This is a genomic window from Halorubrum ezzemoulense (genome assembly GCF_004126515.1).
Lineage (GTDB): Archaea > Halobacteriota > Halobacteria > Halobacteriales > Haloferacaceae > Halorubrum > Halorubrum ezzemoulense.
Window position 1 is genome coordinate 2,312,067 of sequence record NZ_CP034940.1, and the last position, 12,181, is coordinate 2,324,247.

The 12,181-nt window shown below is 62.8% G+C and carries 10 protein-coding genes and 2 pseudogenes; 6 read left to right on the forward strand and 6 right to left on the reverse strand.

Going from position 1 to position 12,181, the window contains the following annotated elements:
* The first annotated feature begins 80 nt into the window (after positions 1-80).
* Positions 81-1,361 carry an RNA-guided endonuclease InsQ/TnpB family protein gene (locus EO776_RS11685; RefSeq protein WP_094495496.1) on the forward strand — a complete coding sequence of 427 codons (1,281 nt, stop codon included), beginning with the start codon at positions 81-83 and terminating at the stop codon, positions 1,359-1,361.
* Between the two features lie 693 nt (positions 1,362-2,054).
* On the opposite strand, the gene EO776_RS11690 is transcribed toward EO776_RS11685, so the two are convergent.
* A complete protein-coding gene (locus tag EO776_RS11690) occupies positions 2,055-3,149 on the reverse strand; it encodes an IS630 family transposase (protein ID WP_129452377.1) in 1,095 nt (364 codons plus the stop codon).
* A gap of 35 nt (positions 3,150-3,184) precedes the next feature.
* Between EO776_RS11690 and EO776_RS11695 the strand changes: the two are divergent.
* A pseudogene (locus EO776_RS11695) lies at positions 3,185-4,105 on the forward strand (IS110 family RNA-guided transposase); the annotation flags it as partial.
* 406 nt (positions 4,106-4,511) lie between these two features.
* Here EO776_RS11695 and EO776_RS11700 read toward each other — a convergent pair.
* Complete coding sequence (locus EO776_RS11700) at positions 4,512-4,742, reverse strand: hypothetical protein (protein ID WP_049930670.1); 231 nt, start codon at positions 4,740-4,742, stop codon at positions 4,512-4,514.
* A 357-nt stretch (positions 4,743-5,099) separates the two neighbouring features.
* Here EO776_RS11700 and EO776_RS11705 point away from each other — a divergent pair, with 357 nt between their 5' ends.
* The 4 genes and pseudogenes from EO776_RS11705 (at position 5,100) to EO776_RS11720 (ending at position 8,239) form a co-directional block, all read left to right on the forward strand.
* A complete protein-coding gene (locus tag EO776_RS11705) occupies positions 5,100-6,566 on the forward strand; it encodes an amidohydrolase family protein (RefSeq protein WP_129452420.1) in 1,467 nt (488 codons plus the stop codon).
* Positions 6,567-6,653: 87 nt separating this feature from the next.
* Positions 6,654-7,100 (forward strand): annotated as a pseudogene (locus tag EO776_RS11710) (A/G-specific adenine glycosylase); the annotation flags it as partial.
* Between the two features lie 73 nt (positions 7,101-7,173).
* Complete coding sequence (locus EO776_RS11715) at positions 7,174-7,572, forward strand: DUF5778 family protein (RefSeq protein WP_129452421.1); 399 nt, start codon at positions 7,174-7,176, stop codon at positions 7,570-7,572.
* Positions 7,573-7,600: 28 nt separating this feature from the next.
* On the forward strand, positions 7,601-8,239 hold the full coding sequence (locus tag EO776_RS11720; protein WP_049930665.1) for a CocE/NonD family hydrolase: 639 nt from the start codon (positions 7,601-7,603) through the stop codon (positions 8,237-8,239).
* A gap of 15 nt (positions 8,240-8,254) precedes the next feature.
* Here the strand turns inward: EO776_RS11720 and EO776_RS11725 are convergent, their stop codons facing one another.
* The 4 genes from EO776_RS11725 to EO776_RS11740 all read right to left on the reverse strand — a co-directional run bounded on the left by EO776_RS11725 (position 8,255) and on the right by EO776_RS11740 (position 12,136).
* Positions 8,255-9,499: a glycosyltransferase family 2 protein gene (locus EO776_RS11725; protein ID WP_129452422.1), complete on the reverse strand. Its 1,245-nt coding sequence runs from the start codon at positions 9,497-9,499 to the stop codon at positions 8,255-8,257.
* A gap of 187 nt (positions 9,500-9,686) precedes the next feature.
* Positions 9,687-10,238 (reverse strand): cupin domain-containing protein, encoded by a 552-nt coding sequence (locus tag EO776_RS11730; protein ID WP_086215639.1) that lies wholly within the window; start codon positions 10,236-10,238, stop codon positions 9,687-9,689.
* Between the two features lie 5 nt (positions 10,239-10,243).
* Positions 10,244-10,573, reverse strand: a complete 330-nt coding sequence (locus EO776_RS11735; RefSeq protein ID WP_049930661.1) for a transcription factor S — start codon at positions 10,571-10,573, stop codon at positions 10,244-10,246.
* A gap of 465 nt (positions 10,574-11,038) precedes the next feature.
* Positions 11,039-12,136 (reverse strand): putative sulfate/molybdate transporter, encoded by a 1,098-nt coding sequence (locus EO776_RS11740; protein WP_394346113.1) that lies wholly within the window; start codon positions 12,134-12,136, stop codon positions 11,039-11,041.
* Between the last annotated feature and the right edge of the window lie 45 nt (positions 12,137-12,181).

Sequence of the window (12,181 nt, forward strand, 5' to 3'; positions counted from 1 at the left end):
TCACCGGTCGATGGCACGGCTGGATATTCCACGCTGAGCAAATACATAGGTTCAAGCAAGTTGGTCTACATAGGTTACGTATAGCGAAACAGGTCGTTACCCGTACCTATACTGCTTCCATACGGAACCAGTCGCGGGTACGAGACGATCTTGATTCGCTCGGGTTCGCAGCCAGTAAGCTCTGGAACGTCGGACGGTGGACGTGTAACCGGATTTGGGACGAAATCGGTCACATCCCGAACCACACCGAACTCACCGCGTACCTCAAAACCCACGAATGCTATGGTGACCTGCATTCGCAGTCAAGTCAGCGAGTCCTTCAAGAACTCGCTGAAGCGTTCAACGGCTGGTACGGTAAACGACAAAACGGAGATACACGAGCGAACCCGCCCGGCTACCGCAAACACGGCGACGAACACCCGCGTTCCACGGTCACATTCAAGCAGAAAGGCCTCAAACTCGACACTCAGTACGACCGTGTTCGACTCTCAAAAGGATCGAACCTGAAGGAGTACTGGTCGGACTTCGTCCTGTGTACGTACCAGACTCGCCCCGATATTGACCTCTCTGCCGTGGAGAACGTCCAACAAGTCAAGATTGTGTGGACCGGCGACGAGTGGGAACTACACTTCGTCTGTAAGGTCGAAATGGACGTGGCTGAAGCCCCCGGTGAGAAGACGGTCGGTGTTGACCTCGGTATCAACAACTTCGCCGCGCTCGCGTATGAAGACGGTCACAGCGAGTTGTACCCGCTGAACTGCTTGAAACAGGACGACTACTACTTCAGCAAGCGAATCACCCGGTGTGACGATTCGCATTCTGCGCAAGCCACGCGGCTGAACCAGAAGAAGTCGGCCCGTCGGACCCACTACTTCCACACCCTCTCGAAGCATATCGTCCAGCGGTGTGTTGACGAGGAAATTGGAACAATCGTGGTGGGCGATCTCTCCGGCGTCCGTGAGGATGAGGAGAACGGCGAGTCAAAGGACTGGGAGAAACACGGCAATCTTGACCTACACTCATGGGCGTTCGACCGGTTCACCGATCTCCTCGAATACAAAGCCGAGATGGAAGGCATCACGGTTGAGCAAGTGTCTGAGCGGGATACCTCGAAGTCGTGCTCGTGCTGTGGCCGGAAGTATGACGCGAACCGTGTTGAACGCGGACTGTACGTCTGCGATGAGTGCGGTACAGTGGCCAATGCGGATGTGAACGGTGCTGAGAACATTCGGCAGAAAGTATCTCCGAGTTCACCGAATCTCTCGGTGGATAGGAGTAACGGCTGGTTGACACAGCCATCGACGTTCTTGTTTGACAAGGAACCTGGTGCGTTCGCACCTCAAGAACAGGTAACGTCGTAAACCACAATATCCCAACCCAGCGGTGCGGTACCGTGGGAATCCTCGCGCTTCAGCGCTGTCTCTTACCCACAAATCGAGTCGTTGTTGCGGTCAATGAATCCGACCGAAGCCTCGATATCTACAGATTTAACACTTCTATGGGACGATTTTGCTGATCTTGTTTACCACATTCAACAACCCCCCACTGCCGATATCACCGTCCGAATTACTCCCCACCTCGATCTCTCGAGAATAGATATGGTTCGACAGCGTCTGAAACGTTTGTTTGGGACTCGGTGAACTTGTGGGTAAGAGACAGCGCTTCAGCGCGGGGAGGATGTCAAGAAGGGAGAACCCGCGGAGCGTACCCGCGCTCTCAATTGAGGGGCTCTGTTGACTCGATGGAAACGCTGCTACCCTAGCAGAGCGTGAAACAAGATATGGGGCGCAAGAGACCGACGGATTTCACGTGCCATCGAGCACGTTCTGTTGACTGGTCCGTGTGCGAAAGAAGCCGAGTCATGGGCGTTACAGCCCGGATGCCGCGCCCCGCGGCATCCGGGAAAGCCCGAATAGGTGAATCTCTGCTTCACGCACTGGCGTCCCGGGTGAACAAGCTATGTACCTCGGAATCGACGTCCACAAACGGTACGCACAGGTGGCAGTGATGGATGAGGCTGGGAAGATCGTCGAAGAGGTTCGCGTTGATAATGATTAAGATAACATTCGAAAGTCAAGGAACTGTTCACACCACTTCTTTGCGAAGCTGACGCGTTTCGTTATTTTCTCAAAAGTTTCCTGAACGAGGTCTTTGAATTCCGCTTCGCTCTCAACGACGATTGGTGCCATCGTCCATTTGAGATACTTCCAGACTTGCTCGATTGGGTTGAGGTGCGGTGAGCCTGATGGAATGAAAATCAGGTCAATCCCGAGTTGATGCGCACGCTTGCGCGTGTGTTTACATCTATGTGAACCGTGCTTATCCAAGACGAGCAGAATCCGCTTGCCCGGATTCTGCTCGCGGATCTTCTCTAATACCCCGCAAATCTGCTCTTTCTCTTCGTTCTCAGTGAACGTTACCAGACTCTCACCGTTGAGCGCGTAGAATCCGACCGCAGAATCGTGTGTCTTGACTAACTCCCGTTCGATGTGAGGGTCGTCAACGTACCAAACACGCCGCGAGTTATCGTACGGCTGTGGCTTCGATGCATCAAAAAACCCGAGGACGGTACCCCCATCAGTACAAATATCATCCTCAACAATCCACCCTTCTTCGTCTTCTCCCTCACGTTTGTTGTGTGGCTGGTCGTCCTCGTCGAGCGCGTCATCGACGCGCTCTTCGAGGATTTCATCAGGATTCTCTGGCCGATGTGGACGCTTTGGTCGTGGTTTCGCGTACGAGAGACCGAGTTTCCGAAGGAAAGTACCGAGGTAATTTGGGCTGTAGGAAACGCCAAATTCCTCCTGAAGAAGATGCTGAATCTCCTGTGATTTCCACGGTTGGCCGTCACGAAGCATCTCCACCAGCTCGTCTTGCTCATCCTCGTCGAGTTTCGGGGGCCGGCCGCCCCCGAAACTCGGCATCAGTCCTTCTAGGCCATCCTCGTTCCAAGCATCCGCCCAGCGACCACCGGTGGCGGCCGACCGACCTTCGCGGTCGGCGGCCTCCGGAATTGAGTCACCCCGGTAGAGATTCTTCAAAAATCCAAGACGGCGGAGGTGGTGATCGTCTTCGGCCTCACGTAGCAGTTCATCGATTTCTTCCTCAGTCAAGTGATGCTCAATCTCTTTTCGACGTGAGCGCTCCATTACTCTTCTATCAAGCTTAACTAACAAAAGTTTTCATACTCATTAAGAACGCGAACCTCGACGAGCTCGCCCAGCGGTACGCCGGCGCACAAGCCGTGCTTGAGGCAACCTCCAACTACTACCACATCCACGACACGCTGTCGGAGCACTTGGATGTGACCGTTGCTCATCCCAAAAAGATCAACCAGATCGCAGACACCGACAAGAAAACCGACCGCGTTGACGCCAAAGAACTCGCGCGGATGCTCCGGTTAAATTCGGTGCCTGAAAGCTACGTTCCGACCGAGGAGGTTAGGGAAGCCCGCGCACTCGTGCGCGGGCGACAGACCCTGGTCGAAAACCGTACCAAGTACGCCAACAAGGTCCATGGACTCCTCTCCGATCACGGCATCACCGAAGACGTGAAACCGCTAACCGTGGAGGGACGAGAGTCCCTGCGGGGACTCTCGATCCCGACGCCGTTCGACACGCTGCTTGAGTCGTACCTCGACCTGATCGAGTCGCTCACCGAAGAGATTCAGAAGCTCGATGAGACGATCGAAGAGCGCGCTGGGTCTCTGAAGGAGACCCAGCTGCTCATGACGATTCCCGGTGTGAGTTACTACACTGCGCTGACAATCTACGCGGAGTTAGGTGGGATCGACCGGTTTGACGGTGACAAGGAGGTTGTCAGTTACGTGGGATTGAACCCGGTGATCCGCGAGTCAGGCGACTCGCGGATCGAAGGGGGCATTTCGAAACGTGGATCAGGGCGTGTACGATGGCTGCTCGTCCAAGCAGCAAACACCGCAGTTCATACGAGTAACGACGAGTATCTCAGTCGGTTTTACGACCGGTTAGCAAGCCGGAAGAACTCACAGAAAGCGATCGTGGCAGCAGCTCGGAAGATGCTGGTATCGATCTACCACATGCTTGATCGGAGAGAAGCGTACGATCCACCGGGTGTAACCGCATAGACGAGGGATCTGAGGGCCGCCGGACCGGCGGCCCTCAGTGGCCGGCCGAGGCCCTCCGTGAGCGTCAGCTATCGCCAGACAGCGACCGCACCGCGGACACGTTCCGACCGCCTACCGGCTGTGAAAACAGCAGATCCCCAGACGGCGTAATCATTTTGTCGCTAGACGTGGTTTGCCCGGGTAGCAGCGTTTCCATAGGTGAAATCCTCTAAGTCTGATATAAACGGCGTGCTGAATAGAGGGCGCAAGTCGGTCACGACAGCTTCTCAGTCGATCCTCTCTCCACATAATGTACGTAGCCAAACGACACGACCAATCAACTGGACTGGCGTGCTGACTTCGAGTTTTAATCGTCGGGATGTGTTGCACCGGTGGATTGTCTTCTGTGTGTCGACTGCCGCACACACTACTGTTGACCGTCTCGGAACCGGTTTCGAAGACGTGGTCCAACAACAAACGCGACGAGCAGTGCGGAGCTGATTCCAATAGCCAATCCGGCCGCGTCACCGAACAACGCACTGCCAGCGATCAGGGTCACGACGAAAACGACCGCCGCAATGAGCACGACCAGCCACCCACTCAGCTCCATAATAGCCCACCCTTTTAGGCCTGCTACGAGTTCTTTGAGGAGACTCATATCTATCACTCAAAAAGTCACTGTAACAAGTTTTTTTTTCTCGCGTCGCAAAGCGGTCTAGAGTTTCGAGTGGTGGTTGCGTAGACTACTCGGGCTGCTATCTCTAACGCTCTCAAATCACGTACACTTGGTGCACGCCATTCTAACGCAGTATTTTCAGTTGTACGAAGTGCTGTCGAGACGCTCAGCGGCAAACTCTAGAGGGCTTTGCGACGCGACCAATCGATTGCTGAATCTAACCTCTATATTCAGCACGACCGCAAAAACATATCAACCTCTAAGGATTTCAACAGAGCCAATTGAGGGAAATAGATACTAATAATTACAGCTACACACGACGCTGACGGGTGGGAGGAAATGACGGCTGACTGTGTGATTCACGATGCGTTCGTTCTCACGGTGGACGAGCGAAATCGACTCTACGAGCGAGGAACGGTGCTCATCGAGGATGGTCGGATCACCGACGTGCGGTCATCTCGGGACGATGACGCGGAGTTAGCGGCCGACTTGGTCATCGACGGCGAAGGCAAACTCGTGATGCCAGGTCTCGTCAACGCGCACACCCATCTCGAACTGACGCCGCTGCTTGGCGCGTTCAGCGACCTCGACCTCATGGAAATGATGAGTGGGATGACCGCCATATTCGGCCACATCGCCGAGGGCGAGTACGACTACTTCGTCCGGGCGGGGTACGAACTCGCCGCACTGAACTTCCTCAGTGGTGGGGTCACGACCGTCAACTCGATGGACGTCCGTCCCGGCGGGGGCGCAGAAACGTTCGGCGAGGCGGGCCTGCGCGGATTCTTCGGGATGGCGCTCTCCGACCTCTTCTGGGACGTTTCCGTCGAAGAGCAGTTCGACCGCGCCCGCGAGTTCATCGATGAGTACCACGGCGCGTACGACGGCCGCATCCGGGCGACGATCAACCCCCACGACGACTGGTCATGTACCCGCGAACTGTGGGAACACACCGCCGAACTCGCTGACGAGTATCCCGACCTGCTCGTCCACACGCACCTGCTCGAACTGGAGGCGAGCAACACGATGGCGCGGTCGAATGGCGCCGAGGATTCGCTCGCCCTTCTCGATGACGTTGGCCTCTTGGACGACCGACTTGTAGCCGCGCACTTCCGGCTCGCCGACGACGAAGACATCCAACGGACTGCCGAAGCAGACGCGTCGGTCGCACACTGCCCGTCGATTTTCTGTTACTGGAACACGGGCGGCGACGTACAGTGGACGCCGGTGCCGGAACTCCGCGCCGCGGGCGTTGATGTCGGCCTGGGTATCGACGACCACTACTGGCACGACTCCTACAGTCTGTTCGGCGAGGCGAGGCAAGCCCGGCTCGCAGCAAACCTCAAGCGCTCGACCGGCCAGTACGACTCGATGGAGCTCGTACGAATGCTCACCATCGAAGGAGCAGAGGCACTCGGGGTCGGCGACGAGATCGGGAGCCTCGAACCCGGCAAGCGCGCCGACGTCATTCTGCTGGACGTCGAGAAGCCGAAATTCACCCCGCTGACCAACATCCCGGCGCAGGTGACTAACAACGCAGCGCCGGCTGATGTGGAGACGGTTATCGTGGACGGCGACGTACTGATGAAAGCCGGTGACGTGAAGACCATGGAAACTGATGCGGTGCGCGACCGCGTCGAGGCCGCGGTAGACCGTTTCGAGTCGGAGACGGAGTGGGAGCTAGGCATCGGTGAGAGTGAGCCACCGAGTACGATGAACGTCGCCCGCGACCTGCCAAAGCGCGGCCCCAGCCAGTTGCTCGGACGACTCGCGTTCCAGTCGCTCAGAGATAGATTGCCACTCTGATACGGACATTCGGGGAATGTTCGGCAACAGCCACTCTCAGTTGCTACCGATATTTGAGCTATTTTATGTGTAATAAATTGCCGCAATCACCGCGCGTTCGACGTCTCGGACGACGACGACGCGTTCGAGCGGGTCGCCTCCCGGCTCATGCCCGCGGGCGAGTCCCGGGTGCGGAACAACGCGATCATGGAGTTCGGCGGCGTCGCCTAGGGCAAGAAGCCCCGCTGCGACGAGGCCGGCTGCTCGTGTCGCGAGTGCTGTCACGCCTCCCGGACCTGGAACTTCACCGCGCCCGACGCGCCCGAACAGCCCGGCTTCGAGGGGAGCCGCCGGCAGTTCCGCGGTCGGATCGTGCGCCTGCTCGGCGAGCACGACGAGATGGCGCCGGACGCGCTCGGCAACCGGATTCGGGTGGACTACGCGCCGGGCGGCGAACACGGCTGTGAGTGGTTCCGCGGGCTCGTCGACGACCTCGCGGACGACGCGCTGGTCCAAGCCGACGGGGGCGCCGTCGTCGTGTCGCTCCGTCGCTGAGACGCGTCGCGGCCGGCCCCGACCCGCCCCGCGAACCGTCACCCGTTTATTACGGGAGCCGGAAGGGAGAGACATGAGCGAGACCGTCGATTCGGACCTGTACACCCGCGCGAAGGCCCTCTTAGAGCCCGGCGACATCGAGCTGGTGGGCTGTATCGTCCACACGAATCTCGAGGGTGAGGAGGACCTAGAGATGCACGAGCTGACGGTCGCCGCCAACGAGGTCATCGCCGAGCACGCGGGCAAAGGCGAGACGTACATCGAGGCCGGCAACGACGACACGGACTTCTCGTCGAACCAGTTCCAGGGACTGACGCTCGACGACGAGGCGTTCGTCTGGGAGTGCCAGCAGCTCCTCCGCGACGGCACGTTCGACATCGTGTTCTACTACGAGGCGACCGTCGATCAGGAGGCGCTCGCGGGCGACCTCGTCGACCTCGACGGCGTCGATCGCGTGACGCAGGTGCCCTGACGGGCGTCGACCCGACCGCCCGATCCCGATGAGCGACACCGTCCTGATCCCCGGCGGTCGCGACGTGCGCGCGACTCTTGATACGGCCGCGAGCGACGCCTCGGCCGACGCGCCGTCCGCGGATGCGGTCGTCGTCGCTTGCCCGCCGCATCCCCAGCAGCGCGGCCACCGAGGCGACGAGCGGCTGGTGGCCGTCTCCGACGCCGTGACCGACCGCGGCGTCGACTGCCTCCGCTTCGACTACGGCGACTGGGACGAGGGGTACGGCGAGACCACCGACGCGGACCGGGCGGTCGGCTGGGCGCGCGAGCGCTACGACCGCGTCGGGCTGTTCGGCTTCTCGTTCGGCGGCACGGTCGCGCTCGTCGCGGCCGCGTCGCGGCCCGAGCTGACGGGCGTCTGCGCGCTCGCGCCGACCGCCCGCCTGAACCCCGACACCGACGCGGTCGACGCGCTCGGAGAGATAGTCGACCGGGGCGTCCCGGTCCGCGTCCTGTACGCGACGCGGGACTCGACGGCGGACTGGGAGCCGGTGGTCGAACGTGCGACGGAACTGGGCGTCGAGACGGTCGCGTTCGAGTCCGATCACTTCTTCGTCGGGCGGAGCGGAAAGGTCGGCGAGGCGGTCGCGGCGTTCCTCGGGCCGCGGCTTCGCGACGGGTCGTAGCCGCGCTCGGAGCGGTTACTCGCTGCCGACCTTCGTCGTCACCCGGAACGTCTCCGGCGGGTTGACGATCCCGGCGACCGTCCCCATCGAGTGGACGACGGTGATGAGCGGCGCCAGCGGCACCGCGAGCGCCCAGCGGCGGTGGTCGTCGCCGTAGTACCGGACGCCGAGCAGGAACCAGCCCAGCGTACAGAGCGCCAGCCCCATCGACGCGGCGAAGAAGAGCCCGCTGTGCGCGATGGTCACGCCCAGAAGCGACAACGGGACGACGAGCAGGGTGACGATCGGCGAGAGCGCCCACGCGTAGTTGCGGACCCTAGTCAACAGCTCGTAGCGCAGGGGGAGCATCGTCGACGCCCGGACGTTCCCGGCCGCCCAGCGGCGGCGCTGCTGGAGGATCTCGTACAGCGAGGGCGGCGCCTCGTTGCGGCAGACCGCGTCCGAGAGCGCGAACGTCACGTCGAGCTCGCGGAAGGCCGCCCAGACGAACGCGGTGTCCTCGACGAGCGTCTCACGGTCCCACGTGGTTTCGTCCTCCACCTCGCTGCGGACCGCGATGCCGCCGCCCCACGCGAACAGGGGAATCGAGAGGCGCGCGAACGCGCGCTGTTCGATCCGGACGCCCATCCGGTACATGTCCGCCAAGTAGCTGAGGTTCGACCCCGTGAGCCGGGGCTTCTCGCGGAGCTGAACGATGTCAGCGTCCGGGAGCCCGTCGAGCGACTCGACAACGCTGTCCTCGTCGAGGTAGAGGACGAACGCCTTCCCGCAGTCGAGCGACTGCCGTGCCCACTCCTGCGCGCGGCCCTTCCGGACCGCGTCGCAGGTGAACGCCTCCGGGACGGCGTGGACCGTCGCGCCGGTCACGTCGACGGGCGACTCCGCGATCACGTGAACGTCGTCGAGCCCCTCCGGCAGGGAGTCGACGGTCTCCTGAACGACCTCGGCGGCGTCGACGGTCATGATGCGGACTTGAATCTCGTCGAGGCCGTACTCGTTCGGCGGCGTCTCGTGGCCCGCACCCACGACCGCCGCGAACACGAACCAGACGAGCGCGGTCGCGCCGAAGAGGAGCGTCACGCCCCAGAGCGCGAGCCCGAACAGCGACCCGAGTCCGCCGTCGGCGACGGCGGTGGTGACCGCCGCCTGCCCGGGAGCGCCGCCCGGGCCGGCGACGACGGTCGGTGCGAACAGCGTCGCGAGGCCGCCGACGACGAGCGCCAGCGTCACCGCGATCAGTGCGATGCGTTCGGTGTTCATCGTGGCCCCACCTCCCGCCCCGTGCCCTATGAACCGTCCAAACGCTACAGCGGGATTCGGCCGCGTTTCGGCCGAATTTATGCGCTCAATTCCGTCCAACTCGAATAAATCGCCAGAACGCAGTGCTATGGCGTGTGTTAGTTGGTGACGCGTTATTGAAACGCACGAACTGCCGGTGCGCGCCGGCTCACGCCGCCCCGTCGTCGCGCGCGCACCGCAGGTCATCGATCAGTTCGGCCGCCATCCGCTGGCCGCGGGCCGGGTCGTACCCCTCCATCCGCAGGTGCGCCAGCGGGGCCACGTACGGGTTCCGCTCCCAGTGCGCCCACACCTCGGTGGCGCCGTCGGGCGCGGGGAACAGCCGGACGTGGACCTGCCAGTCGCCGGTGAGGCCCTCGGGCCGGTGGACGAAGCTACCGACCTCGTGGACGGCCTCCCCGTCGCGGTCGTACGCGTGGAAGTAGGCCCGGATGAGCTCGGAGAAGCCCTGCTCGGGGAGCTGCTCGCGGGTCTCAGCGGGGGTCGTCTGGAGCGTTCCGGCGTACTCGTCGGCCGGCGGCGGCAGCACTCGGACGTGATCGGGGGCGCCGTCGTCGGGCAGCAGCGCGAGCAGCTTCCCGACCGCGAGCCTGACGCGCCAGAAGCCGACGGCGCGGCCGACGAGGAAGACCGCGGGCGCGGCGAGCGAAAGGGCGGCGAGCGCGCGGACGAGCCGAGTCCGTCGACCTCCCGGCGGCATCGCGGTCAGTTGTATCCCCGCCAGCGGCGGCCACACTCCTTACACTTGAAAAAGCGCGTCGGCGGCTCGTCGGCGGCGCCGGTCTGTTTGATCGTGTACCACGCCTCGCCGTGGCCGCACTCGTCACAGACAACGTCGGTCGCGGTGGGCTTCCCCTCGAAGTTCGCGCCCTCCTCCGTCTCGATCACCTCGTCGCCGGTCTGTTCGGTGGTCGACTCGAACTCGGCGGCGAGCGCCTCGTCGCGTTCGGTCGTCGCGCCGCAGCCGTCGTTCTGACACACCATCTCCCCGTCGCGAGAGACCATCATCGAGCCGCAGTCGTCACAGAACTGCATATACGAGTATCGCATGGGGGCGAGCGGTTTAGGTTCGGGGGGTACGGTCGAATACGCCGCGTGGGGTGAGGCACGTGTCCCGGGGTCTCGGTGTCGTCGAGTGATCGACGGCGTACACCCCCAAAACCCCAGCTGCTCGATTATAAATAAACACCGTCGTGTCGGCGGTGAGTACCTCCAAAGCTCCAGCCGCGAGGGCGCCGCACGTTCGCTTCGGTCCTCAGTCGTTCGCTTCGCTCACTCCCTGCGGGCCTTGCGTCACCTGCGGCGCCCTCGCGTGCCCCTTTGAGTCCCACCCCACACAGCACCGCGCCGCACCTCACGCCTCCCCACCCTCGTCGGTCGCCCTCGCTTCGCTCGGCGACCGACTCCCTCGCACGCGCTGGCTCGCGGCCGCCGGTGGCGACCGCTCGCAGGCGCGCGCCGCAGCAGTTTCATATATAACTGGCGCGTCCGCTCAGCGGCCTAGTCGCTCACTCGGACTCGCTCCCAGGCGAGGTGGACCGCGATCCCGGCGAGGAAGGCGACGCCGAGGTTCGTCGCCAGCGCGAGGAGGCCGATACCGACGGAGAGCGCACGGTTCCCCGAGTCGGTGACGTTGCGCGCGAGGGAGACGGCGACGACGGCCAGCAGCGCGCCGAGCATCGCCAGCGGGAACGCCGCGATCAGCGCGGGCGTGGCGAAGAGCGCGGCGACGAGGTAGCCGCCCCCGAGGACGAGGTTCGCGCCGCCGGTGCGCGCGCCGAACGCGTGCTTGCCGGCGACCCCGTCGCAGCCGTGACACATCGGAACCCCGCCGAGCGGCACCGCGATCAGGTTCGTCACCCCCATGCTCGTCGACAGCTCGTCGGGGGTGACGTCGGCGTCGAGCAGGTCGGAGAAGAGGAGCGCGGTCGCCAGCGCGGCGTTGCCGATCGTCATCGCCAGCTGCGCGACCACGCCGTCAACGGTGGCGCGCGTGAGCGCCGCGACGAACGCCGGCGTCGGCGGTGCGCCCGGCAGCCGCGGCGAGGGGACGCCGGCGACGACGAGCGCGGCCGCGACGCCGACGAGGGCGACGGCCAGCGCACTCGCTTTCCCGTGCCCCGTGAGCGCGAACACGGCGGCGATCGCGACGCCGACGAGCGCCACGAGCGGGTCGTCGGCCGCGAGTCGGAGCCCCGTCTCCAAGAGGACGAGGCCGACCGCGAACTGGACGCCGCGGATGACCGGCTCGCCGATCCACCGCTCGACGTACCCGAGCGTCCCCGAGAGGCCGATCGCGAGGAGGACGGCGCCGAGGATAACCCCCGCGAGCGCGAGTTCGGCGTAGGTGAGCGCGCCCGCGATCGCGAGCGCGGCCAGCGCCTTCATCGGCTCGACCGAGATCGGTAGCCCGTACCGGACGCCCCAGACGATCTGGAACGCGCCGAACGCGGCGAGCGCGTGCGGCAGCGAGACGTCCGTCAACAGCGCCAGCGCCACGACGAGCGGGATCACCGTAATCGAATCCCCTATCGCGCCGGTGACCTCCCCGGACCCGAAATCGACGGGGTGGTCCGACTTCGAGAGGGATCCTATCACGTGACGCGCCACTTCCGGGCGAACGCGCTTGAACGTGTTCAGAAA

Coding starts and splice junctions, on each gene's coding strand:
- EO776_RS11690 (WP_129452377.1), bottom strand. CDS start 3,149: ATGGAGCGCTCACGTCGAAAAGAGATTGAGCATCACTTGACTGAGGAA.
- EO776_RS11700 (WP_049930670.1), bottom strand. CDS start 4,742: ATGAGTCTCCTCAAAGAACTCGTAGCAGGCCTAAAAGGGTGGGCTATT.
- EO776_RS11705 (WP_129452420.1), top strand. CDS start 5,100: ATGACGGCTGACTGTGTGATTCACGATGCGTTCGTTCTCACGGTGGAC.
- EO776_RS11715 (WP_129452421.1), top strand. CDS start 7,174: ATGAGCGAGACCGTCGATTCGGACCTGTACACCCGCGCGAAGGCCCTC.
- EO776_RS11720 (WP_049930665.1), top strand. CDS start 7,601: ATGAGCGACACCGTCCTGATCCCCGGCGGTCGCGACGTGCGCGCGACT.
- EO776_RS11725 (WP_129452422.1), bottom strand. CDS start 9,499: ATGAACACCGAACGCATCGCACTGATCGCGGTGACGCTGGCGCTCGTC.
- EO776_RS11730 (WP_086215639.1), bottom strand. CDS start 10,238: ATGCCGCCGGGAGGTCGACGGACTCGGCTCGTCCGCGCGCTCGCCGCC.
- EO776_RS11735 (WP_049930661.1), bottom strand. CDS start 10,573: ATGCAGTTCTGTGACGACTGCGGCTCGATGATGGTCTCTCGCGACGGG.